Origin of the sequence: Paenibacillus sp. FSL R5-0475 (assembly GCF_038004585.1) — a bacterium.
GTDB lineage: Bacteria > Bacillota > Bacilli > Paenibacillales > Paenibacillaceae > Paenibacillus_AQ.
In genome coordinates this window covers 7,125,935-7,151,999 of sequence record NZ_JBBORK010000001.1, presented here as the reverse complement: position 1 = coordinate 7,151,999, position 26,065 = coordinate 7,125,935, and the positions used below count along the sequence as shown (strand labels likewise).

Sequence of the window (26,065 nt, the reverse complement as noted above, 5' to 3'; positions counted from 1 at the left end):
TACCAACGGCCTTGTATAATCGGTTGGCATGTCTAGGGCTGGTACTTCCCCAGCATAGATGTCTAACCAATAATCTTCTTGCTTGTTCATAACTTCTACTTGTTTCTCTTCTTGCTGCCATACGGCGAAGTCTTTGTACTGTACAGCGACTTCCGGTAACTCCTCTCCCTGATACAACGACATGAGTTCCTTCAACAAGATCCCCATCGATGTTCCATCCGATACGGAATGATGAATATCAAAGAATAGAAGATGTTGCTGATCCGCAAGCCGAACCATTCCTACCCGGCAGAGCGGAGCTCTACTTAAATCAAAAGGCTGAATCCATTCCGAAACAATGTCTTTTGCTTCCGCATCATCTGCTGCTTCTACATACATCATTTCGATATCTACATCATGATGAACACGTTGCACTAATTCCTCATTCACCCATGTAAAAGACGTACGTAGCGATTCATGTCTCTGTACAATTGCTTTCCAAGCTCTATCTAATTCAGTTATTTTTATAGGTCCACTTAGTTCCACAACAAAAGGTATGTTATAGATAGTGTTTTCCGTTTCTATTTCATTTATCACAAGTAAGCGTTTTTGTGCTGAAGTAATAGGATATGAATCTTGACCTGAGATCCTTTCAATAGATGATGGGTACGCTACTTTCTCAGCTTCTTCAATTTTTTTAGCCATAGCAGTTAGAATAGGAGATTCGAAAATATTTATAACATTCAATTTTTTCCCGAATTCCTTTTGTAATCGTGTTGATAGGATAGAGGCTTTTAATGAATTTCCTCCTAAAGCAAAAAAATGATCATTTCTCCCTACTTCTTTTATATTCAAAACGTCACACCAAATATCTGCTAATTTATTTTCAAGAACTCCTTCCGGAGCATTATTTACCTGTTTGTTATGTAATTCAATTCCCTCAATAACATCGTTATATACACCTGATTTAAACTCATTAGATAGTAAATATCTCTGTACCTTACCACTAGTAGTTTTAGGTACTTTTCTAATCGGTATAACATGTGCTACGGAAATATTCATGTATGTAGCAATATTATCTTTTATCGATAAACTTAAAGGAACAAAATCCGCAGTTTTATTTTTAAAGTATATAAAAATTATTATTTCATCTTGTCCCAATTTTTCATTGAATGCTCCACACGCTACTACTTTTCCTAGATCTATATGATTTAAATCTGTTACAGTTCTTTCTATATCATGAGGATAGTAATTTTGCCCGTTCACTATAATTATATCTTTATAACGCCCCGTTGGAATTATCTTCCCCTGATCGATAAACCCTAAATCTCCTGTAATGAGCCATCCATCCGAAGTAAAAAGACGTTCTGTTTCTGTTGTATTGTTATAATACCCCCGGGTAACATTCTTGCCTTTAATCTGAATATGCCCTATCGTACGATCTTTTAACACTTCTCCATCGGTGTTACATATTCTAACTTCACAATGTTCCATCGGTTTGCCAACACTAACAAAACTAACATGTAACTCACTTTTTGAAACTTCTCTTATTTCAGACCCAATGCTTATAAATTCTCTATCTAAATAATATGTAGAGAGGTCTTCTCCAAGTCTCGTGATAGCAACTGCAACCGTGCCTTCTGCAAGCCCATACCCTGCCCCAATAATATTCCGTTTAATCCCAGTATGATCAATAGCATCAAAGAACTCATCACAGAGCGATCCCGATATTGGTTCTGCACCGTTATAAAGTGTTTTGACGTTTGATAAATCCCACCCAATTGATGATTTTGGTTTAAATAAAGATAAAAAGTGTTTATAACCAAAATTTGGTGAAGATATTATCGTTACTTTGTGTTCCGAAGCTTTTTTCAACCATAGAGATGGTCGATGAATAAAGGTGTTTGTATTCATGTTATATTGATTTATTTTCGCTTTTATAGGCATTATATGACAAATAATAAGACCCATATCATGGGTTAAAGGCATCCAGCTTAGCTGAGAATCATCATCTGTGATACTTCTCCCTTCTATAATGTCCTCAACATTTGTGAATAAATTCTCATGTGTTAAGACAACTCCTTTAGGAGTACCGGTTGACCCGGAAGAAAATTGGATAAAAGCAATATCACCGGGTGTTGGATTAAATATATTCTTTGATTCTTCTCCAAGATTAATATCATCTATTATAATGACTCTATCATCAATCAGCTCAAACAAGCTAAATGAATCGTTTGAATTTTGATGCAAATATTCTGCTGTTTTTTTGGTTGTTGCAACATAAGGATTATTTAAGGTCCTAATAATATTAATTAGTTTTAAACGGTGCGCCTCATTGCTACCGATGGTAACAGGAATAGGTAGAATACCACCTAAAATACATGCCCAAAATAATAGTAGAAACTCTTTGTTATCTTCAATTTGAAAAACTATTTCATCACCTGGTTTTAATCCTATTTTTTGAATATGATTTAAGACCTGTAATGTTCTTTTATGAAAGAACTGATAGGAAATATAATCTTCTTTCGTATCATTGTAAATAAAAGTTATACCTTTATCTGTAATTGTTTTTATTTCATGAAACATGCTAGTTAAAGTATTACTAAACATAGTGTCCTCCCAGTGGTAAGTATGGCAATTTTGATATTTAAAATGTTTTAAACACAAACATTCAAGTTTTATTGATAGATCTCGATTTGCTATGTTTCCATAAGAATATTTCTATTATTTTCTTTTTCTTCTAATTGTGCATAATACAGAGAATGATATCGACCACCAGCTAGAAGTAATTCGTTATGCGTACCTTGTTCAACTAAATTCCCGTTTTCCATGACTACAATTAAATCTGCATTTTGAACTGTTGTCAGACGATGTGCAACGACTAGTGTTGTTCTTCCTACCATTAGTTTTGCAAGAGCATCCTGTACAATCTTCTCGGATTCGTTATCTAGAGCTGCCGTCGCCTCATCTAACAGCAATATGGGTGCATCTCGTAAAATAGCTCTTGCAATAGCAATCCTTTGCTTTTGCCCACCCGACAGCCGACTACCGCGTTCCCCAATTTCTGTATCAAAGCCTTCACTTAATTTCATAATAAAATCATAAGCATTTGCTTTCTTCGCTGCAGCGATAACACTGGCTTCATCAGCCGCCATGTCACCATCCAATATATTATCTCTAATCGTCCCTGTGAAAAGAATTGTCTCTTGAGGAACGAGCGAGAAATAATCTCGGTATTCCCTTAGGCCCATGGACTGTTGACTTCTACCATCAATTTCAATCATTCCATTCGTTGGGGAATATAGTCCGAGCAACAATTTAAATAATGTAGACTTCCCTCCACCACTCCCACCTACTATGGCTATCGTCTGACCTGCCTCTACATAGAAGTGAACTTTTCTTAGAACTAAGTCTTCCTCAGAATTTGAATAAGAGAAGCCAACATTAGATGCAGTTAGACTCCCAAAAGATTTTGCACGACCCTGTTCTGGAAGTTTCTCATATTCCTTAGGTGCATCGATAATTTGAAAGATACGCTCAGCACCTGCTAAGGCTTGTTGCATACTTGACCAAAGCCCAGGGAGTTGCGAAAACGGTTGCACAAGGTAGTTCATGAGTTGAATGAACGCGATCATAGCACCAACTTCTAGACTCCCTTTTGCAACAAAAAAACCAGCAAGGAGTATTGCAATCATAAAGCTTAGTGTTGCAATACTTCCTGATGTAGCACTTGCACTTCCCTGTATTTTACCCTGACTTCGCTCAATTTCAGATATTTTTGCACTGTACTGTTGATACTGTTTCGAAATTTTCTTCTCAAGACCAAAAATTTTATATAGAACACTGGCGCCCAATACATCTTGCAAAAACGAGGTTGCCTTACCCATCGCTTCTTGCAGAGCAATGCTTTTCTTATGCATAACTTCACCGAATAGTTTTCCTACCAATATCAAGAGTGGTCCTATTGAAATAGAAATTAAGGCGAGAGGCCAGTGAATGTTTAATAAATAAATAAATGCACAAAGTGCAAGTAACGGATTTTTAAGAAGACCCATTATAATATTACCACTTGCTTCTCCTACAGCTTGATTATCACTTGTGAAACGTGATAGTAACTCGCCCGAATGATTTTTATCATAATAAGATTGAGGTAACCTTAAAACATGATTAAGTGTATCCAATCTTATATCGTTCCTTACATTTAAAGATGCCTTTTGTTTGAAATATGTATCTAAATATGAATTAAGCGCTGTAAAAATTAACATTCCTGTAGCTATAAGAACTAAATTAGGCCATGCCTCAACTTCACCTTTTACAGCAGTATTTGTTATATAAGACAAAAACCATGCACTAGAGAGCTCTAGCGCAGTACCTACCATCATCGTGATAATCAAACATACATATAGTAACTTATATCTTCTCATATATTTTAACAAACGAAGAAAAAGACTCTGACTATTCATACAACACCTCATTAAATTTTTATTAAAAATTGAAGCTATTTCTCATCAGGACGAATAGATATACGAATAGAATTTTAATAATTAAATAGGAAGGATCTTTGCATCTAACCTTTTAAAAAATTAAGAAATGATTCATGTCAGTTATACAAAAAGTATAAACGTAAATAGGTCAGTATTGAGTTTCTCACACAGATATTCATTAATTTCTTAACTTTAATGCAATCAAAGAATGAATAGGTCAAAGTAGAACTTGTCAAATTACTTGAGATGGAATGCAACTTCTAGGAACAACTAACGTTCACGATATGTGATTTAAGTAATTATTGATAAAAATACAAATAGCTTATGAAAGAATAATTTACAATAGAGACTTGTCAGAAAAATCATTAAGTAATTGTTCTAGAAGTACTTGCTCATTAAGATATAATTCATTAAAGAGAATCATCAATTTGTGGGAATAGTTCTTATCTTGCGTTAATGCATATTTTATATATAAATTAAGTAACATTTCACTTTTATTCTCAAGCTCTATAAATCCTTCGAGGAACATAGGTTTAAAATCATAAAGTTTGTTTTCCGCTATATATCTTATTCTTGCAACCATGAGCTTTTTATAATCATATAGCGTATAAAATGGTCTAACATCTATTCGAGTGTTATCTTCCAAGTTTAAAGAATAATATTCTATTAATCTTGGTAAAATGTCTAAGCCGTAAGTCCACTCCGAATATGACTCATGACTATAAAAGGATTGATAATTTAAGGATAGATTTTTGGATTCATAATAGTCTTTGATTTGTTCCGCAACAAATTTCATATCAAATTGATATGGCAATCCTTGATGATGTTTTGGATGTATTTTTAGTAAGTGCATATAATTAACATGTTGAGTAACATCACTATCAATATGTGTTTTCCCAAAATCATAAAATGACTTCTCTATCTCTGAATATGAAGCATAGGCGCATTTATATTTTCTATTCTCGAAAAAACCAGAAATATTAAATCGCTTCTCATTATCATCAAATCCGTATATAAATATTGCATGTGGGAATGTGATCTTTTGATAAGCTGGCGAGCCAGGAATGTAATATTCATTTACGTGTAGCCATATATAATTATCTTGTCGGATTTGATCTTTTAAAAATTCAACTATATCAGGAATGAACTTCAATATCGTTGACCTTAGTAATCTTTGAGTATGCGTAAAGCACGGATGAAAATGATGTTCTGGGGATTGTGCATAATAATCTAAAAAACAATCTTTCTCGGATTCCATAAAACACATATTTAAATAATTGCTATAAATCCACGGAAGGCAGTTCTCATTATTCGATATAATAGAAAAATAATACGCATGCTGCGGGTAATTAGAAACCATAGGATAATGTATCGGGAGCTCTTTTTTATTCACAAAATCATTCCTTTTTTTAGATTTATTAAGTGATATTAAATAGAAATTTACATCAATTTGTATAATGATTAATAATTCCCATTAATAAAACTCAACATATTCCACATTCTAACATCTGAGATATATGAGTTCCATATGATAACGTTAGTATTCATATGAATATGTTAGGTATTAATGCTGAATATGAAAAAAATGAACAAATATACCATTTTAATTATCTTTTAAAAGAACGACTAATATTGAACGCAGTAAGCGTCTCATCGATCAACTTATTTCTGAATTCACTGCCTCGATCGGTGTGAAATAATTGTATCTGACGTAAGTCTCCCTGCACAGAAGCAAATGCACAAGATACGAGCGCTGCGTCCTTATTCGGACCTACACTAGAACCAATAATCTCTCGGTTAAAGAGGGTGACTAATATACAGATGTAATACCATCTATTCTTTACTTGTCTTTACTTTGACATAGGTGAGGTCACTTACAATGACTCTTTTCGCCACTGGCAGGTGAACTCACGATTCAGTTTATTTGCAACCGTTACATGTCGTCTTGTGCGGCTTGTATTGAGCCACTGTGTAAGTAAATACTAGACCTTGCTGCTGCATGATTCGGCCGATTCGACGGCTAGTTATTTCATTGACCTGCACTAGAGAGCTAATTCCTCAAGTATTTCTCTGTTCATTAATGCTCGACTTTGCTTTCAAATGATATTAGAGGAACGCTGGTTTAAATGAAAGAAATACAATGGACCCTTGAGTCATATAATATTACCGATGCGCACTGGTATATTTCGACAACTCAAAGTCAAGTTGGTCCTAGTAAATCCGTATCATGGAAGAAAACCACAAGTTTGCGGTTATTATATTTTTTTACATAACACAAAACAAAAGTATTTTTTGGATATTATTAGGGTTCCGAATTCATTAAATTCGGAACCCTGTTTATTAATCAAAACTCAAGGAATATTTTTATCAGTTCAATCTATCAAGGATTGATATAATGCCTCTAAATCTTCAAAAGAAATATTCTTACTGCTCAAATTACTTGGAGTCAACTCCGTACTCTCTTTCTCCACGCAGTGCTGAATAATTGCTGTTAGCTTCTGCATATAACAGCCCGCAAAATTCTCAATCTCCTGCTCAAGATACTGCTTTCTGTTGTAACCAAACGTAAATCGCATTCTTCCTTCTTTCACAATACCACTTACTTCTAATCCACTGCTTCGCTTCAGCACAGGACTTGACTCAAATATATTACCTTAGTCCAATATTAGGAAGAGTGTTCCTTTAAAGTGAAAATCATCACTCTGGGTTCTCACTTAACAGAGAGGACAATCCAAAACGTACACTCTGTTCAATATGATTTACTTAAGTATTCTGTAGTTTGTTGTTATAGCACATTTGACTTAAAGTACACTTATGATTTAGATACACTCTTGTCATCCCTGGTCAGGACAATATTATTAATAGTTTCAGCACCGATGAACGCTTTCATTTGCATTTCTATCTCTGTAAGAATCAGGAAGACTACTACAGCAATAAGGAAATTACCAATTGAACACATTAATGTGAATAGCCAGGAAGAGTTTGCGAAAAAATAATTATCCCCATCTTGCGATCGCAAATGTGAAAAATCATACAGTTAATTTATTAATATCACCACATCAGGGCATTCGAATACTTAAAACGTTACTTTCACAAAATCTATGTATCATCTTGGAGGCCCCTAAGGGAATTGTTATCTGCATTCTATCCCTCAATTCAAGGCTTATCTTTCAGATTTGATTTTATTCGATTTTTCAAATGACCTATAAAGATCTGACCAGGTTCAGAAAGATCGAATTTCTTAATAACAGCTTTATGAATTAAATCGATTTCTTTAGCAAAATTGTAAGCATTGGGCCCAAAAACCCAGCTCCTCTTTAATGGTCTATAGTATTTGATTAGAATTTTCGTAGCCTCATCTTCCTCATATCCCAGAAGTTTAAGTTCACGAATTACGTCATTAATGTAGGGTTTATCCCTCATATGTCTACTTGTTGGATTGTTCATACATTTACCTCCAAGATCCCATGTATTAGTTAGTGACTCAAAAATATATTTTATATTATTTCCGTATTATTTTTACATCATTTCAACTCTTGTAGATATTAGTCTAGCGACAATTATAACTACTCCTTTTTTGCTAACGATCATTTTAGAGTTACCTATCTAGAAGCTTATTCCTACATACAAAACATATATTAAATCTAGGCATCATTTAAAGTATTCTTCTGAACACCACTTTATTTTTATTTCTCTACTTTTTTCATGAATTTTTATTAACTGATTTAGAACAAAAATTCGTTGAACTATATCTTCAGCTATAAAAAACTGTCTCTTAAAATAATTAAGTTGCTTCTGATATGGACCTTGATGCTTTTCATTGTTCTCATATACATGTAACAATTGAATATGGAGATCATAAATTTCTTTGTATGTCATAATAACACCCCTCAGCAGTTAAAAAGTTAATATTCTAAATGTGCTTTTTTTATGTTCATTTAGCCTAACAACTTGCCTTAACAAAAAAGCAACTTCCCTGTTGGCAAGTCGCTTTTAAAACACTCTATAGTAAATCTTTAGTTATTATCTAAGATCCTACCGCTTCGCCTTATAAAACTCATGATACAGCTTCATGAGCGCTCGCTTCTCAATCCGTGACACATAGCTGCGACTGATACCAAGCTCCTTGGCAATCTCCCGCTGCGTTCTTTCTTCTCCACCTGTATCAAGTCCGAATCTGCCAACTACGACTTCTTTTTCCCGGTCATCCAGAATATCAAGGTTACGATAAATCTTGCTTTTCTCAATCTTAAGATCGACCTCTTTAATGACATCATCAGCCTCGGAGCCAAGGATATCGATGAGTGTAATTTCGTTTCCTTCTTTATCAGTCCCTATCGGATCATGTAATGAAACATCCTTGCGGGTCTTTTTCAATGATCTAAGATGCATCAGGATTTCGTTTTCAATACAACGAGCAGCAAAAGTGGCTAGCTTTGTGCCTTTGTTTGGACGGTAGCTTTCAATAGCTTTGATCAGACCAATAGTTCCGATGGAGATCAGATCCTCCATGTCTTCCCCAGTATTATCAAATTTTTTCACTATATGAGCTACTAATCTCAAATTGTGCTCGATAAGCAAATTCCGGGCTTTTGCATCCCCTTCAGCCATCATGCCTAAGTATTTGCTTTCCTCCTGCTCCGAGAGCGGCTGTGGAAATGCGTTGTTCCTTACGTAAGATACCAGCAACGTCAGTTCTTTAATTAGCAACGCGATCGTACTTAAGAATCCAGGCAACTTGGCGACACCTCCCGCACTTGTACAATGAAACCGATCTGTTTGCCTTACGGGTTCATGGTCATCTTATTGTATGTGGGTAGATGCCCAGAAGTGCATGTACATAAGAAAGCAGCATCATAAAAAAATAGTCTTCTCAATAAAGATCACTTAACTATGCTACTTATCATACAGCAAGGTTAAACTTACGTTTGTTAAACGAGTAGCATCAACCATTAGTATTGCCCTTACGTCGAGATGGTAAGAAAAGTTTCTTATTCAACGTCAGTGGAATATCTTTCTCACTTCCTCCACTTTGACCTCCTGTAAGCTCACTTAGGCTTCCGACTACACTAATGTTAAATCCTCCATCTTCTGCTTTGAGAACAATTTCATCGATGAGTGTTTCAATGATAAACCGTTTATCCTCAAATACCAGTTCTGCTCCTTTACTACTTATAAAATCGTTTATCTGCTCGACTATCTTCAGATTCTCCTCATGAGAGTAATGTTGTTCTCTGTGCGTTTTGACCTGCTCCTCATAAAACACCAATTGTGACTGCAATTCATTTATCTCACGAATTAATTTATAGGAATCAGTTGCTAGCTCATCTTCCGTAATTACATCCCGTCGGAACATGATTTTTAACTTATCCATTTCTTTTCTCTTTTCAACGATCTGGCTTTGGATCATACCAGCAGTAAAAAGTAATTCATTAATGACTTCTTCTACTTGCCCCTCTAATCTCTGCATATAGTCTTCTGGATTAGACAATGCCTCCATAACCATATCCCAAATAAACTCTTCCAACACCTCTGCTCGAATACTGCGTGAAGGGCAAGGTTGGGATATCCCATATACTCTAGGAAAAAGATTAAGGCATCGGTAGCAAGTGTATTTAACTCTTTTACCTGTCTTCTTATCCTTTCGCCCCGTGTATGTAGTCCCTCCCCATTTACGACCACAATGACCACACCGAATAAGTGATCTCAACAAGTAATTAAAATGTACATTCCCCGAACGAGTAAAGTTCTTTATACGCCGTTGGCGCGCTTTTTCATATAACTCCTCGGTTATAATCGGTTCAATTCCAACCATAATCCAGTCGTTTTTTTTTCGTATTGTGTATGTTTTTTTTGGATTCCCAAATTTACTCTTTTGTCCCTTGAGTTTCTTCACTTTTCTACGATTGTAATAATACTTGCCGATATATATTTCCGAACTAAGCATCCGACTTATTGAACTTCCTCCTCAGTTTCCACTGACGGAACGTTTTGGGCGGACACCCATTTTGAAAAGCCTGTTCCCAATTTGTCGGATTGTCATATTTTCATTCAGATACCAGTGATATATCTGTCTTACATGCTCTGCCTCCATCTGATTCACAATAAGTTGCCCCTCAACCCAATCATATCCGAAGGGGGCAACGCGCATAGGCATGATCTTTTTGTCCTTTTCTACGGCCTTCAGCCTTCCTCGAACAGTCCTCTTCTTAATTAGAGAAAGCTCATATTGAGCAATAACACTCATCAAATTAAAGAAAAGTTGTCCTTCAGGAGTACTTTGATACTCCGTATCAACAAAGATCAGATGAACATCACGTGACTCAAACTCCCGGCACAAGAACAACTTATCAGTCAGATCACGTGAGAGACGATCCGGATGGGTAATTATGATTTCTCTAACCTGTCCTGCACTAATTAATTCACGTAGCTCATTCATTGCTGGTCGTTCAATATCTTCACCACTAGCCCCCTCTTCCCTAAAGACCTTTACAGAATGTTCAAGAACGCTAAGCTCCTTTGCTTTTTCCATGCAGAGCTCTACCTGGCTTTCTAAGCTATGGCCTTCAACCACCTGCATACCAGTCGATACACGAGCGTGAATCGCAGTATACAAAGAATCCCTCCTATCTAATAACATTTTTTTCTCTTTACAACTTCCCTACAGTTTAAAAAGGACTGACTATTTACAGTTTATTTACAGTATGAAAACCTTTGGTTTTCACGAGAGTCATTTACCAAATTTGCATAATAAGAACACACGTTCTTATTTGTCTATTGTATCCAATTGAATTAAAAATAAACCGACTGCAATTAGTCGGTTATTTGATAATTCTCTTTAATATATAATCGATGACTTTTCCTTTTGCTTTCGCTGCATCAGTTACTTCCAACGCATTCTTAATTGTTTCTAATTTGTTTACTCCTGGAGTATTATTGTTCATTTTTTTTCGTACATTTCGCAACTTCCATCGTTTTAATCCGTTCTTCTTCATCTTTCATCCATTGCTTAATAATCTCTAATGCCTTATCTCTGATTTTCTGATCTACTCTAGACAAAATAAAAACCTCCTGATAATCAAGTTATCAGAAGGTTTCACAGTAATAGCTACCGCTTTTCATTTGTATTTTCAAAAATCCAATTTTCTAAAATCAATGGGTGTATTAAAATCGATTTGGTGGTTTGCTATACATATAATCGCTGCATTCCTTTGACTAGGAATGGCAGTAAGTACATCTCCAAAAACACAGTCAAACTTGCTATTTAATGCTGCTAACAACTCGTTATATTCCCTTATAACTCCTAACTGATTAAAGATCTCCACAAGGAAATTCCCATTCCTACATTCAACTCTGAGAAATAGAGAGTTATCAGGATTAACTCCCTTAAGAATAAAATTTCGTATCCAGACCTCCGTATCTTTCACATTATTCAAGATTTCTAAAAAAGAAATCAACTTCTTCTTTTCAAGACCTAAATGATGAAAGTGATACGTTACCCATTCATTATCCGTTATTCTTTCTTCCATTAACCATTCAGGAGGGACACGAAAAAGTATCGCTAATTGAGCTATGAGTTTCTGCGAAATTTTTGTATTGAAAGAACCCGATCCCATGAACTTTTGAATTGGTGTATGACTAGCATAACCAATAATTTTTGCAACTTCTCTATATGTCATACCGGTGGATTTGAGTAGAAATTCACGTCGTATCTTTAAAGACAACCTCGCTAAAAACCTATGATAATCATCTGCCGATAATCTTAACAACGGATTACAAACAAACTGCCCCTTATTAAGGAAGTTTTCTTGGTAATACTTATCGGTCATTTTTCCTCTGCCAACATTTTTTCCTGCCTCTAACATCCTATTTAAATAAGAAGACTCTTCGGTTAAACTACTCATTCCCATGCTATCACCAAGTAAAGTGTATAAGCTGATAAGGTGATGGTGCTCATTTGTATTCTCAAAAATACAAATGAGCAGTTCGAGTATTTAACGTAAATAATACGTAATCAATTACAAATTGCATGCATTATCAATACTCATAGCCTCGAATCCGATCTGTAAAATGTTTAAAAAAGGGGAACACGCGGTTTAAAGCATACAAAATTATTAGCAACCTATAAATCTGTAAATATCTGTTATCGATACCCCCACCTCCATCCCTAGGTTTTTCTACAGATTTGATTATGATTTGATCAATTTTCGAATTCGAGAGAGTGATGATTAATGAAATACACTTTAATTACCTATGATATTCAATCCATTCTTTCTCTGTTTAAAATCTCTCAATAGATTCCATCACTATCTTATAATACTTATTAATCCCAAGATCTTCTCCGGTTTCAATCAGAAGTAAGATAGAATACACATTTTCATTTGCAATATTTCTAGCTAAGAAGCTTGGGTTATGTACGCTTGAAATATCTATTCACCACACTTCCTTTCTAGATATTTCACATGTTTATCAAAGATATCCCAGCAAAGTCCACATAAAAAAGCTTAGTTCAATTGAACTAAGCTTCGTACTCCATTAAAACAGCATAGAAAAACTTTACCAAAATAAAGTGTTTTACGTAAAAGTGAAATTTTACGTCACGAATGGATAATAAAGGAAAAAAACGAATGTACAAAGAAATCCCAATCTTTCCGAACTGATTCTAACGCTGTTTTTCCATTTATTTATCGTTGCCTGAGCAACTTCTCCGTCCCTGTTAAAACATTAGTAACAAGGAAAATTAGTGTGGTTCGTTGTACATCCAATTTTATACGAACCAAGTATATAAATCAATAAATACTAGAATAATAGATTTTGAGGGGGGATTATTAATGATACCTAAAATGATACAAAATACTCAACACTTCACAGAAACTGATCTAGGAAAGAAAAAAGTTAATTACACTACGCTGAAGACTATTATCGAACGTTCTGGTCCCGATCCTGAGTTTACAAACAAGTTGTTACTAGATATTGAAAAGCATATTGTAAAGCGTAATAAAAAGAGAGTTCATGTCCGTGGTAGCTCTGATTTTCCTCAGCTAATTCTTACATTTAAAAATCATTATGCTCAAAAATACTCACAGACATCATTAAAGCATCATATCTATCATGTCGGTAAGTTTTTAGGTTATGTTCAACGGCAATTTATCGGTGTAGCCCCTCTACATTCGATTTATGATTGCAAAAAATTCACTAAATCAATGGTTGTTTCCTATGAAGAACACTTAGTCGAACGGATGCATCTAGACCAAATTAAAAAAAGCACCTTGAACAGAGTGCTTTTTTCAATGAAATTATTTTTGGATATGTTATCTGCTCTTAAAGTAAATTACATTCGCTACATCATCCCGCAGTCACTGCGTGCCCAAGCCAATAGATCAAACGAATTTGTTAATCTTGAGGAAGTACATGTTCTGCTTGAATCAATAGAAAAAAGCAGTTCAAATTCAAAAATCAGGAACATGTGCATTGTATTACTCATCATGGAACTTGGTTGCCGTCCGATTGAAGTAGCTAATATTCATCTAAATGACCTGAGGTTAACCGAAAGACTTATTACTCTCCATTCAGTTAAATCTAAAACAAGAACCCTAAAAATGAGTAAGGATCTCACGGATATGATTCATGAGTATCTTCATTTTACTCGTTCTTTATATCCAGTCGAACACAATAATCTTTTTGTGACTCATCGATCAAGGTCTCCTATAACATCTCAGATGATAAGCTCAATGTTTAATCATAGTAATAAGATTAGTTTTGGAACGATACGTTTTAGTGCAAAATCACTCCGACATACCTATGCAACTAATGCTCTTGATAATCTTAATGATTTTGATCAAGTATCTGAATCAATGGGGCACAAACATCGTCGTTCAACGGAATGGTATATTCATAGAAGTGTGCAACGTTTGCTGGCTAAATCCCTCCCCCGTAATCCTTTAAATCGAATGAACGAGGTGTAACATGGACTTTGAATACCAAGTTAATATAACTCCCGAGGAAATATGTGAACTCTACAAAATTGATGTCCACGATTTCCTGGTGCTTGTTGAAGGCAAAAAAACTATTCGAGACGAAAAAACTATACTTTATGTTATTGAGGAATATATAAAAACCTTAAGGATGAACAGAATAAAATCAGAACTCACCATAAAGTATTACATCACAGTCCTTAGAAAATTTGCTCGGTTTTTATTACTAAAAGAGTCCGAATTTAAAATGGTAGATTTAACGGAGGAGCTTTTTTTCGAATTCACTGATACTTGTAAGCCTAGGAAAGAAGAGAAATTAACAGCTAGAACCTTCAACACCTACCAATCGATTATAAAAAACGTGATGGATTTTGCACATACACGAAGGTACGTGAGTGAGGATTTACGCTTTAAGATCGAAAAATTCAGAGGCGAAATTCTACCTAGATATCTCCCCGATGAGCTTATACCTCTAATTTTAAATCAAGCCAAACAAACTAACTGGCCATTTTTAAATTTTGCTTTAATCTATTTTATGCTCGGTACTGGATGTCGAGTGAGTGAAGTTGCGAACCTGAGGATTTGTGACTTTCAAATTCATGAGGACCTTATTTTCATACGAAAAGGGAAAGGAAACAAACAGCGTTACATCCCCATGTATCCACAAGTAAAAAAAGTCATTTTAGATTTTCTAGCGAGAACCGGAGTCTATCATTGGGACATAAGAGATGAATCTTATCTCTTTGCAAAAAGATGTTACGAGAATCGCGAACCCATCATGATTCGTAATATCCAACGAATGGTGACAGGCATATATGAAAAACTCGGGATTAAAGGAGCGTACACTGTTCACAGTTTACGACATACATTCGCGTATAATTCATTATCAGCAGGTATGGCAATATACGATCTCCAAGAAATTTTAGGTCACAATAATATTGAGACTACAAGAATCTATACAAAGCGTCGTCCCATCGATTTGAAAAATGCAGTAAATAAGTATCCATTTCCGCTTGAAAAGCTAGTTGCTCAAATAATGGGGATTGGAGAGAATTAGCATGATCAATTTCATTCAGGAAATTAATAACTATAAAAAGATAAGTAAATTATCGAAAGATAGATTCAATAGGTATCTAAACTGTCTTTATCATTTTTGCGATTTCCTTGCAGATCAACTTCACTGCAATCCAGATGAAGTGAACCTTGATAAGATTTATCAACTGAAAAATGGAAGCAACATCATCGCTTACAAACCAATAGATGCGGGGATCATTGACCACTATCTTATGAACCAAGTGAAGAATGGATATTCAAATTTAGAGTCGTCCACCCTTGCAATGAAAAGTTTTTTTAGGTTTTTAGCAAACAACCGTAATTTCCCTAATATAGTGCCTCATATGAGATTCAAACTCAACGATTATATTCCAGCTGCTAAGTCAATACGAATACTCAGCAGACATGAATTGCTAAGATTTTTACACAGTTTAATATCCCATAGTGACAACTTAATCCGTGATACTCTATTGTTTTCATTGCTTTTATCTACAGGTTGTCGGATATCAGAAATAACAGAATTGAAGTTTTCTGATCTAAACTTTGAGGATGAGATGATCACACTTCTCAAAACAAAAAATAAAATTCAACGGGTTATTGTCCTTCGCAAGGGGTTTGGAGCCCTGCTACGTAAGTACCAGTCTATAAACGAATTAAAAGACAACGAATGTCTTTTCCCCGGAAAGACCAAAAATATCCCTATTACTAGACAGTTCGCAAGTAATCTCTTTAAAAAATATCTCATTTTGGCCAATTTACCTGATTTGAGAATTCATAGTCTTCGGCACTCCTTCGCTACTCACATGCGAGACGAAGGTATGGATTTATTAACCTTAATGGAACTTCTAGGTCATCAGAAACTTCAAACCACTCTAAATTATACGCAGTCGTATTACACGAGGAATGCACATATACGAATAAAAGAGCATGAAGAATTTTATCGAAAGTTTCGATCTCGAAAATAAAGTGCTCTTTAGCTGCTGTAATACTTAATTTAATCTAAAATCTATTGAAATGACTAATATTCAGTAGCTTGCTGCGTAATAGATTCATGTGTACTATTGCTCATAATCAAGTCTATCCATTCCTTGTGCTCCCTCCAGCCGTTTAAGACACGAATTCCTTGGTACGCAAGTTTTTTCACCCACTCTGTTTCTGAACGAAGTGAATCTGTTTTGGTATGCTGAATATCAACGATCTGAAATTCTGGTTCTAGATTGTCCATCTGAATGTTGGAAATCATCTTTTTATATGCCCTATATTTATGCGAGTCTTTTAAGTGATTAATTTTCCTGTATTCTATATTACGAGTTTGTCCTACATAAAAAGGTATATTAGTCCGTGGATCAATAATAAGATAAGTAAAATATGGCCCTGGCTCCTCATCTTCCATGGGAGAAGAGTAATTTTGAACAGTATATTTTGCAGTATCAAAATGAAAGATCGGACTTTTTGATTCTGGTAACATTTGCCCCCACCACATTTCAGCCAATTCAATCTTAGAAAATGACTTGTATACAGCCCCTTTATATCCTTCTACGTATTGTTTGGCTCCTTCTTCCCAAATATCAAAAATTCCTATTTTCTTCCCTTTAATAACAACATAAAATTTACTTCTCATAAGAACCTCTCTCAAAAACCTTAATGTTTTTTTGACTTGTACTTTCTGAAATATAATTTTTATAAGCATAATCCCCCAATTTGTTAGTACTCCTGTTCTAACTTCTTTTGACGTACATGCCAAGTCTCCCACTCTTTTTTCTCATGATCGTAGGCCACTTGATTAACAATTCTGGGATAAATCTCACTTATTTCATCTACAGGATTTAATCCAAATATATGACGGTGCGCGTTCTCAGCAATAAATCGATTAAGGGTCTCAGCTAACTCTCTGGTAACATTATTCATTCTTACCTTATTTCCGACCTGAGTATATAGCAATAATCTAGGTGATAACGGAAAGATGATTTCTGCACCCTTATTTCCCCATCCCCCTTTAAAATCATAAGATCCATCTTCATAATAATTCAACCTCACTAATGGATTGTCACTTGTAACCCAAAGCAATTCTCCAGGAGAACGAAGTATACTCCATGTATGCTCATTCAGAACCTTATAAGTAGTAGTAAGTAAGTGACGGATAGAAAATAACCAAACTCCACGCCCCAACAATACTTCTGTTTTCAACTGTCCCAGCTCAGATGCAGTGCCATTTTCCTTAGTTACTCGTATTGGAATTAATTTGCTATCAATATATTCCTTATTTGCGGGAATAAGCCCCTCATTAGGGTCAGCTTTCATTTTACTGAGAGTTGTCTGCATCGCTTCTTCAATTATAGTTGGCATCTCTAACTTCCATCGCTCCAATTGTTGTATATACCTTTCAGGATTACGAATATCTTGAAGTGCAACAAATCTGAGCAGATGCTCCCATTCTTGTTTACTCAAAGGCTCATCAGAACGAGCTTTAGTCAAAGCAATTTGCGCGGGTGTCTCTATTTCCTGATCCATCCATACTTCAATTTCATCTGAATCAGCCCCTAAAATACTTCGTGTAAATAGATGATGGTGATTAGCTATAATCTTAATGGAAGATTGAAACCACTCCGGGACTGAACTATGCGAAACTAGGGTCCGATAAGTCCATACTCTATTATGATTATTCGCCCAGGTCTTTAAATAGGATTGTGATACATAGTGATGATTCTTTCTAAGATTCTTCAATGGACGAACCCCCATATAACCACTATTTTCATACTATTAATTACCTCGCTATTACAGCCTTTCCGCACTACTCACGTCCTTCCAACCAATAACGGACCTTTTTTGTTGAACTCATACCACTAGGAGTATCTGATAAAATTTCGATCTCTACATCTTCAATACTGAGCATAGCACTACATACTGAAGGCATCCTATTCGACAAATTCATTTCTTTATGTATTTCGCCTGAGATAAAATCGATATAAGGCAAACCTTGTTCCGTTGCATTTACAATAGTCTCAAATATGTATAGCCTTATTTCATCAGTCAGACCTCTGCTATTTATAGCTGAAGCTTTATTATTTACAGTTGAAGGTTTTTTGCGACTGTTGTTAATAGCTGTTTGATTCTCCGCAAACTTACTGATCATCTCAAGCTCATGTTGAGGGAATCTGTTTGGTTCACTCATCATGTATCCGACTTGCCAAAAATACATATCAACTAGTTTCATAGGGATATATTCATTACCTTCACTTGTTAGTAACTCTCTACACTTATTAAATTCGACTTCATTATCCAGATAAAAATCTACTATAGTAACAAGTGACTCTTGGGTAAAGGATGTTTTGCTTAATCCATGCATCTTCATTGCACTCACAAAAAAACGATCGTAAGCGGGAACAATTCCAAATAGCCCTAACAGTATTTTTGAAGCAAGTGTGTCACTAACTGAGATGATCTCATTTTTACCATTAACGGGTGTAACATTACTCGAATAGGATTCTTTCACATCTTTTATGAGCATCTCAATTTCATCATAATATTGATGTGAAGGAGTATTGCCATGCTCAGGAGAGTAGAACTGTTTATACTTCTTTTCTATAAAAACTTTTCTTAAAAGATATTCATGAACTTTGTAATCCTTTTGAAGTAAAAATGTCCCTCCTCTAAGCATCCCCCAACTAGCCAGATAAAAAGCCAAATGTAAACAAGCGTGATCGAATACTCTTGCTTCGTTGAACATCTCATGATTCCCTTTAAAAAATCGATAGCAATGTTGCCAAGATAAGAATCTATGATGTTTATCCATAAGAGACTGCTTATGATACTCTGACACTATATTAAATATCATCTAAGTTCCACCTCACTTTTATTTATTACATTCTACATTCATAGGTGTGGTGTTAGCCCCCCCTTGTAATATTACGCAATACGACAAACTAAGGTTATGGAGTGAGAAGGCTAATAGTTTGATATCTTCTTGCTGTATAAGCAGATGTAGAGTACTGTGAACCATACCATCTACCGGTATGCTGTGTTCGAGAACCGTTACTGTAGTCTTGATAAATAAAATAAAGGTGCTCAAGGGAAGATTGAGCACCTTTATTTAAATCATGAATAACTAAAATACTATACTACTTTATCACTTGTTGATAGTATATCTATATACTGATCTTCAGAAATAACAACAATTAAACACTTAATGCCTTCTTCTTTTTGCTTACTAATATACCTTAATGCAGAATTGAATCTTGCCCCTCTAGATGGTTCTCCTATTGAACGAGCAGCTCCATCAAGTATTATACCAAGACCAAAGCATTGACCGTATTGATCGACCATTATTGCACCATCAATATTAGAAACTAATTCAATGACTTCATTTTCTAAAAATGCAGCCTTTACTAAAGTACCAGAATAACTTAATCTTTCTGTTTCCTCGATTGCCTTTTCGGAAATTACTATCATCGTTCCATGTCTTTGAGCTGCTGCTCGCCCTACTAAATCATCTAGTCTTGCTTTATCCACATCAGATATATCATTTCCAAACATGATATCTAACTTTGAGTATAACTCATCTCTATAACTAATTTCTGTTGGTAAATACGGCCTAAGATTTAAAAAACCTAAAAACCTCTGTCCATTTTTATCCAGTTGCCAATGTAAGTATTCTTTAAACCTCACCTTGAAATAATTACTTTCTTTATTAACAGAACCGATAGCATACGCTTCATAATTATCATTAATTAATAAAGATATAGAATCATTAGTCATCTGCAATAATTTTCTAATATGCTTGTGCTCTTTAATTTCAATATTATGTTCAAGTTCTACCAAAATTCTAACTTTATGCTCATCGTCACTAACTTTATTTTGCTTTGAATTAATATAAATAATACTTCCATTATTTATTTGGTTTTCGTATTTAAGAGCAGATAATATATCAAAATGAGTATAATTATCCATTAAAAATTTCTCTGAATTAACTACAGCACGTTTAAATATTTCGTCATAATTATGATTATTGTAACCCAACTCCCAACCAATCTTTAGATGCTTAATAAATGGATGTACATCCCTTGTCCAGTTTAAGTATTTTAGAAACATTATTCTATCGAACTTTATTAATACTAATTCAAATGAATAATCACTACGCGGATCAAACATATATCTACCATATTCAGTAGCATCAGAGCACCAATATACAAACTCGTCATTTTTTCTATGTAAATTTTTCTCTATTGTAAAAGAAAAATGCATTGTTTTACTTTCTAGAGACTCAATCCTTTGAAATTCATTATTTATAAAAATTTCTACCGCATCTATTATTTCTGTTTTTTCTGAGTCTTCCGGCAATACACAAACATGATGGGATACATTTTTTTTGAAATATATATCAACTTTGTATACTTCCTTAACGCAACATTCCAAGATTTTTCTTGGTAATATTTTAGAAAATTCATCAAGTATTTTTTGTTTATTTCTTTGATATTTTTGTTCATTTATTTTATCAAGTTCTTCTTTATAGTCAAAAATTCTATCATGTAGTTTTCTTTTGTCTAGTATTCTTTTTTCCAAATCCAAACTACACCTCTTCCTAATGTCTTCCTCTTCAATTAATCCTCTATTTCTGATTTTAATAGATACTATTTCTAGAAAGAAGTACTATCTGTCATTGGAAATTAAATATATTTTATAATGGTTTTCAGCCTTATGCTTCGTTCTAATTACATAAAAATTAAATTATATAACCCTAAGCTTAATTACTCTCTACTTTAGGAACCACTAATTCAGTTAATGGAGAAAATTTGCTCTCCTCCATCTTCTTAAATGGAATGCCTTTCCTATCTGCAAGCATTGAAGTAAATTCGTCTATATCAAATAAGATCTTTTTAACACTCTTTAATTCTTTAATAGGCTCAATTTGGTTTAGAGGGCTTTCAATACTTTCAATTAATTCTTGAAGCTTCTTCTCCTCTTGTGCCCAATATTTAGCATAACTTACTCTACCAGATATATCATAGACATTAGCACCTACTAAAAAATCATCATTTATGCCACTATACCGAATTCTTTCATTCTCAGAAAGAATCATAAACAGCATTTTATTTTCGTAATTTCTGTTTTTCATTGTCTCTAAAACTTCATACATACATGCCCTTGATTTTAAATAGGAATCACTAATAATCATTACAACAAAATCATGTTCATCTATGCTGTTCATGAAATCTCTAAAACTTTCCTTATACATAACGTCACGTTCATCTCTTGAAACATGTACACCATGTGGTGTTAATACCTCTTGTAGCTTTTTATCAACTATATCAGCTATCACTCCGTCTTTGCTGCAATAGGAAAGAAACACCCTTTTATTTTTTATATTATGAGTAATAGAATCTTCATCTTCAGCATCAATTAAACAAACCTCAAGATAACTTAGAATGTAATTAATGAAAGGAGCAACTGTTTTTCTAGTAAAAGCTTGGTATTTATCCTTATACGATTTTTCACTTGTATAAAACATAACCAAACCTCTCAACTTGTTCGGATTAAGTCTGAAGAAGCTGAGCAATTGATAAACGAAAGCCACTACCATTTCATCCCCGCTAGGCAGCGAAAGTGGCCCCCATGCATTTTTTTCACTTATTGCAGTCGGAATATCAAACTGATGTACATTGCACTTTTCTATATACTCAGATAAAACTGCATCTTTCTCAATGAAATTCAGCATATCCTCAAGAAAGTTAAATTCTTCTTCGCTATCCATTGACAGAAACTGAGCCGCTATTCTTCTAAATTGCGCTGATGTTTTCCTTAAATTTTTCTTATTCATATATGACAACCTCCACATTTAGGACAGTAAGCTCCAACTAAATGATCAATCTCTCTAATTTTTAAATCGATATTACAACATTCTAAATTAACTTTAAGATAACAATTTGAAGCCTCATATAACTCGAGATTAGAATTAACTTTTGGAATTTTCATATCCACTTTTATAAACTTATTTTTATTTAATGACTTAATCGAAGCACCTAATGTTTTTTGTATTTGATCAATAGCCCATTGTGATATTATTTCATGGCTCTTCTCAATAACTTCTGTAGTATAAAATGTATTCAAATGATTAGGAATACCACAAACAGGACAAAACATGTGTAGAAAATCCCCATTTTTGAATTCATCTCCGAGAACCATAAAACGATTTTTACAGTAATCACATTCTAATTCCATAAAGCCTTGAGAGTCTAAAGGTATTAAGATATCAAAATTCACAACACTCATAGCTCCACCACCATTAATTTTCTGGTCTGTTTCTAATTAATTAAGTTGCCATAATCAATTCCCATAAATTCGAATCCAAGAGTAAATGAACTAATCTCCATTAACCCCAATTTAATCCATAGATAAATGATATCCTATTTTCCATTTGCTTTCCAGATGATTCTTATATTCACACTACTCTACTCAGCTCGCCTCGACTGCTTATAATCATGGGAGCTAACACGCCCATTTAAATCATATAGTCTCCATTTTTTTGATATAATTATTGATTATGTTGTCGTATTAGGAGGAACGGTTATGTACATACAAAGTCTAAAAATTAAAGGTTATAAAAAATTTAAGAATTTCACCATTGATTTTGGTCCTCACATTAATGTTTTAATTGGCGAAAATGAAGCAGGAAAAAGTACGATATTAGAAGCAATAGATATTGTGCTTAATCAAAAGACATTTATCTCTCCTAACGCTAGTTTTGAACAATACTTTAATCAAGAAATTGTACAGGAATATAAAATTCAACCGTCTATTAAGAATCTCCCCAAGATCGAAATCGAATTATTTTTCAATGATGAAAAGGATATACGCTCTGAGTATTTTAATGGACTCCATTCGTCGTTTTCTCCTACTATGAAAACCGGCATAAAATTCACATATAAATTTGATGAGAATCATCATGAACTATTAGATATTCTATACGAAGGCAATTATGACGAAACTTTTATTCCTCTAGACTATTACATAGCTGAATGGAATACTTTTGCTGGACGGAAATACATAAACAAGAATTCGCCTCTCAAGAATGTTTTAATCGATAATTCAACTAGAAAAAACAACCTCTTTGATTCTTACTCCAGACGAATCTATATTAATAAGTTAGCTCCACCAGATAGACAAAATCTATCACACCAATTTAGAAAAAACGTTCAACATTTTGTAAACAGCAATACGGAAAAATTAAATCTACAAGACTATAGTTTCGGCATTGATGAAGGAAAAACTGTATTAGAAAATTTACTAGATTTGAAAAGCGAAGGTGTTTCGATTCAAAACAAAGGAAAGGGTAAGGAGAACTTAATCAAAACTGAAATTGCATTAGAAGTTAGAAGCGATTTGATTTTGCTGGAAGAACCTGAAAATCATTTAAGCTATTTAAATACACGAAAGCTTATTAAAGATATTCAAAATAAATGTGATAGTGCTCAAATTATCATTACTACTCATGACCCATTGATTGTAAGTAGGTTGGATTTAAGAAATACCATCTGGATTTGTAATGGAAGGTACTACTCTTTAGAAAATATCCCGTCAGAAACAGCAGATTATTTCATGAAAACAGATAATATGCAGCTTTTAAATTATATATTAGCTCAAAGAGTTATTTTAGTAGAAGGAAATAGTGAGTATATTTTATTACCTCAGTTGACTTTAAATACTTTCAATTACACCTTAGAAAACCATGGTGTTGAACTTTTGTCAGGAGGAGGCATTACATATAAACATTACATGGAATTATCAAAAATAGTTATGAATCGACTTTTGGTAATCACAGATAACGATGGTGATCAAGAAACTATTGATTCTATCTTTGAAACTAATAAAGAAAATTCTAATATCCTTATAAAATGTTCATCAGATATAAACGAATTCACTTTCGAAGTATGCCTTTTTAATGCAAACCGATCAAAGCTTCAAACTATTTCGGAAAAGAAACCCGGAACTACTGCCGAATACCGCAAGAAAGCTGTCAACCAAAATTTAGCATACCTGCTTAAAAATAAAACCGAAGCAGCCCTAAGAATATCTGAAGAAGATAATTATAAAACTCATGTTATTCTACCTCAGTATATTCAGGAGGGAATTGAATGGCTCATTCAAAAATAATGCTTGCCGTGGCAGGCTCAGGAAAAACTCATTATATTGCAAATCATTTGAATCCAGCTGCCAACAATCTGGTCATTACTTATACAAGACAAAATGTAGATAATCTAAAGAAAGAACTTAAAAAAGTTAACGGTGGGCTGCCAAAAAACACTCATGTATTAACATTTTCAAGTTTCTTATATAGATGGCTCCTTAAACCATTTGAGCCGGTTTTAACGATTGGAAACAAAACGGCCTTTATTACCTCAGGAGTTGAAATTATTAAATCTCCGGAACCACTAAGTATTTCAGGTAAGCCAAATCCAAGATACTTTAAAAAAGATGATTATAGACATTACCTTCATTCCCAAAAATATTATGTTTCAAGAATGTCTGAGTTGATTTTAGCGCAATCAAAAGAAGTATTAAAAAAGATGTTTGAGCGTTTAAAGTATTTTTGTGACCATCTTTATTTTGATGAACTTCAAGATTTCATGGGTAAAGATTTTGAACTTTTAAAGCACTTTATTAGTGAACCTGATTTAGACGTTTTCGCTGTTGGTGATTTTCATCAGCATTCGGTTAGCAAGTCAGATTTTACAGCAAGTAAACCATATTTAAAAAAAGGTAAGACATATTTGTCTAAAGATGAATACAAACTCTTGTTTAAAGGAACGGCAACGATCGATGAGATAACACTGCTTAAAAGCAGACGTGTACCAGCAAAAATATGCACATTTATCAGTGGTAAACTTGGTATATACATTGAATCAGCTAGTCCAGTTCAAGGACATTACGAGTTATTAGAGGATGAACAAAAAATAATTCATACATTAGAGGATTCTGATACTGTAAAGTTATTTTATAACAGCAGTGCCATGTACACTTGTTCACCAACAATAAATTGGGGGTATTCCAAAGGTGATACATACAAAAAAAGCTGCATTATTCTTACAAGGACCTTTGACTCCTTATTTGATGAAAATTTCTCATGTACTCACTTATCACCATCTCAAATAAATACTCTATATGTAGCTATGACTAGAGCTACACATGAACTGTTTTTCATTAAAGAGAAGGATTTCAAAAAAATAAAAAGTAAGTACACTGGTTGTTGAAACCAATGTACTTACTGAAGCTTTTCAATAAATTGATTAAAGATCATAAGTGACATTATATCGTGTCCATAACCTCTTTACTATATGGGCGACAAGTCTCAAATTGTGCTCGATAAGCAAATTTCGGGCTTTAGCATCCCCTTCAGCCATCATGCCTAAGTATTTGCTTTCCTCCTGCTCCGAGAGCGGCTGTGGAAATGCGTTGTTCCTTACGTAGGATACCAGCAACGTCAGTTCTTTGATTAGCAACGCGATCGTACTTAAGAATCCAGGCAACTTGGCGACACCTCCCGCACTTGTACAATGAAACCGATCTGTTTGCCTTACGGGT

The 26,065-nt window shown here is 34.2% G+C and carries 22 protein-coding genes and 2 pseudogenes; 5 read left to right on the top strand and 19 right to left on the bottom strand.

Annotated elements, in window-relative coordinates:
- The 12 genes and pseudogenes from MKX41_RS32230 to MKX41_RS32180 all read right to left on the bottom strand — a co-directional run.
- On the bottom strand, positions 1-2,589 hold a 2,589-nt coding region (locus MKX41_RS32230; RefSeq protein WP_340974773.1), incomplete at its 3' end, for a condensation domain-containing protein.
- An 89-nt stretch (positions 2,590-2,678) separates the two neighbouring features.
- Positions 2,679-4,442: an ABC transporter ATP-binding protein gene (locus MKX41_RS32225; protein ID WP_340974772.1), complete on the bottom strand. Its 1,764-nt coding sequence runs from the start codon at positions 4,440-4,442 to the stop codon at positions 2,679-2,681.
- Between the two features lie 358 nt (positions 4,443-4,800).
- On the bottom strand, positions 4,801-5,856 hold the full coding sequence (locus MKX41_RS32220) for a hypothetical protein (RefSeq protein ID WP_340974771.1): 1,056 nt from the start codon (positions 5,854-5,856) through the stop codon (positions 4,801-4,803).
- Between the two features lie 226 nt (positions 5,857-6,082).
- Positions 6,083-6,491 (bottom strand): annotated as a pseudogene (locus MKX41_RS32380) (DDE-type integrase/transposase/recombinase); the annotation flags it as partial.
- Between the two features lie 344 nt (positions 6,492-6,835).
- Complete coding sequence (locus MKX41_RS32215) at positions 6,836-7,093, bottom strand: hypothetical protein (protein WP_340974769.1); 258 nt, start codon at positions 7,091-7,093, stop codon at positions 6,836-6,838.
- 526 nt (positions 7,094-7,619) lie between these two features.
- Positions 7,620-7,910, bottom strand: coding sequence for a hypothetical protein (locus tag MKX41_RS32210; RefSeq protein ID WP_340974768.1), 291 nt, complete (start codon positions 7,908-7,910; stop codon positions 7,620-7,622).
- A 204-nt stretch (positions 7,911-8,114) separates the two neighbouring features.
- Positions 8,115-8,342 carry a hypothetical protein gene (locus MKX41_RS32205; RefSeq protein WP_340974766.1) on the bottom strand — a complete coding sequence of 76 codons (228 nt, stop codon included), beginning with the start codon at positions 8,340-8,342 and terminating at the stop codon, positions 8,115-8,117.
- Between the two features lie 156 nt (positions 8,343-8,498).
- The gene (gene sigK, locus MKX41_RS32200; RefSeq protein ID WP_042125228.1) at positions 8,499-9,200 is read right to left on the bottom strand and encodes an RNA polymerase sporulation sigma factor SigK; all 702 of its coding nucleotides are present in this window, start codon (positions 9,198-9,200) and stop codon (positions 8,499-8,501) included.
- A 208-nt stretch (positions 9,201-9,408) separates the two neighbouring features.
- On the bottom strand, positions 9,409-10,419 hold the full coding sequence (locus MKX41_RS32195) for a recombinase zinc beta ribbon domain-containing protein (RefSeq protein WP_445671352.1): 1,011 nt from the start codon (positions 10,417-10,419) through the stop codon (positions 9,409-9,411).
- Positions 10,420-10,431: 12 nt separating this feature from the next.
- Positions 10,432-11,079, bottom strand: coding sequence for a recombinase family protein (locus MKX41_RS32190; RefSeq protein WP_340974764.1), 648 nt, complete (start codon positions 11,077-11,079; stop codon positions 10,432-10,434).
- A 317-nt stretch (positions 11,080-11,396) separates the two neighbouring features.
- Entirely contained in the window at positions 11,397-11,522 is a 126-nt protein-coding gene (locus MKX41_RS32185; protein ID WP_340974762.1) for a hypothetical protein, read from the bottom strand.
- Between the two features lie 71 nt (positions 11,523-11,593).
- Positions 11,594-12,367, bottom strand: a complete 774-nt coding sequence (locus MKX41_RS32180; RefSeq protein WP_340974760.1) for a hypothetical protein — start codon at positions 12,365-12,367, stop codon at positions 11,594-11,596.
- A 927-nt stretch (positions 12,368-13,294) separates the two neighbouring features.
- Here MKX41_RS32180 and MKX41_RS32175 point away from each other — a divergent pair.
- The 3 genes from MKX41_RS32175 to MKX41_RS32165 are packed head-to-tail and all read left to right on the top strand — an operon-like array spanning position 13,295 to position 16,455.
- Complete coding sequence (locus MKX41_RS32175) at positions 13,295-14,428, top strand: tyrosine-type recombinase/integrase (RefSeq protein WP_340974759.1); 1,134 nt, start codon at positions 13,295-13,297, stop codon at positions 14,426-14,428.
- 1 nt (position 14,429) lies between these two features.
- Positions 14,430-15,494, top strand: a complete 1,065-nt coding sequence (locus MKX41_RS32170; RefSeq protein WP_340974757.1) for a tyrosine-type recombinase/integrase — start codon at positions 14,430-14,432, stop codon at positions 15,492-15,494.
- Position 15,495: 1 nt separating this feature from the next.
- Entirely contained in the window at positions 15,496-16,455 is a 960-nt protein-coding gene (locus MKX41_RS32165) for a tyrosine-type recombinase/integrase (RefSeq protein ID WP_340974755.1), read from the top strand.
- A gap of 53 nt (positions 16,456-16,508) precedes the next feature.
- Here the strand turns inward: MKX41_RS32165 and MKX41_RS32160 are convergent, their stop codons facing one another.
- From MKX41_RS32160 to MKX41_RS32135, 6 genes are all read right to left on the bottom strand, one after another.
- On the bottom strand, positions 16,509-17,243 hold the full coding sequence (locus MKX41_RS32160; protein WP_340974754.1) for a ribonuclease H1 domain-containing protein: 735 nt from the start codon (positions 17,241-17,243) through the stop codon (positions 16,509-16,511).
- On the bottom strand, positions 17,195-18,214 hold the full coding sequence (locus MKX41_RS32155; protein WP_340974753.1) for a DUF4238 domain-containing protein: 1,020 nt from the start codon (positions 18,212-18,214) through the stop codon (positions 17,195-17,197). The genes MKX41_RS32160 and MKX41_RS32155 overlap by 49 nt, the downstream gene beginning before the upstream one ends.
- A gap of 67 nt (positions 18,215-18,281) precedes the next feature.
- Positions 18,282-19,325 (bottom strand): hypothetical protein, encoded by a 1,044-nt coding sequence (locus tag MKX41_RS32150; RefSeq protein WP_340974752.1) that lies wholly within the window; start codon positions 19,323-19,325, stop codon positions 18,282-18,284.
- 278 nt (positions 19,326-19,603) lie between these two features.
- The gene (locus MKX41_RS32145; RefSeq protein ID WP_340974751.1) at positions 19,604-21,055 is read right to left on the bottom strand and encodes a DNA integrity scanning protein DisA nucleotide-binding domain protein; all 1,452 of its coding nucleotides are present in this window, start codon (positions 21,053-21,055) and stop codon (positions 19,604-19,606) included.
- A 175-nt stretch (positions 21,056-21,230) separates the two neighbouring features.
- A complete protein-coding gene (locus MKX41_RS32140; protein ID WP_340974750.1) occupies positions 21,231-22,304 on the bottom strand; it encodes a toll/interleukin-1 receptor domain-containing protein in 1,074 nt (357 codons plus the stop codon).
- On the bottom strand, positions 22,301-22,756 hold the full coding sequence (locus tag MKX41_RS32135) for a hypothetical protein (RefSeq protein WP_340974749.1): 456 nt from the start codon (positions 22,754-22,756) through the stop codon (positions 22,301-22,303). The genes MKX41_RS32140 and MKX41_RS32135 overlap by 4 nt, the downstream gene beginning before the upstream one ends.
- A gap of 297 nt (positions 22,757-23,053) precedes the next feature.
- Between MKX41_RS32135 and MKX41_RS32130 the strand changes: the two genes are divergently transcribed.
- Positions 23,054-24,637, top strand: a complete 1,584-nt coding sequence (locus MKX41_RS32130; protein WP_340974748.1) for an ATP-dependent nuclease — start codon at positions 23,054-23,056, stop codon at positions 24,635-24,637.
- The gene (locus MKX41_RS32125) at positions 24,619-25,734 is read left to right on the top strand and encodes a hypothetical protein (RefSeq protein WP_340974747.1); all 1,116 of its coding nucleotides are present in this window, start codon (positions 24,619-24,621) and stop codon (positions 25,732-25,734) included. The genes MKX41_RS32130 and MKX41_RS32125 overlap by 19 nt, the downstream gene beginning before the upstream one ends.
- A 72-nt stretch (positions 25,735-25,806) precedes the next feature.
- On the opposite strand, the pseudogene MKX41_RS32120 reads toward MKX41_RS32125, so the two are convergent.
- Positions 25,807-26,010, bottom strand: a pseudogene (locus tag MKX41_RS32120) (RNA polymerase subunit sigma-70); the annotation flags it as partial.
- Between the last annotated feature and the right edge of the window lie 55 nt (positions 26,011-26,065).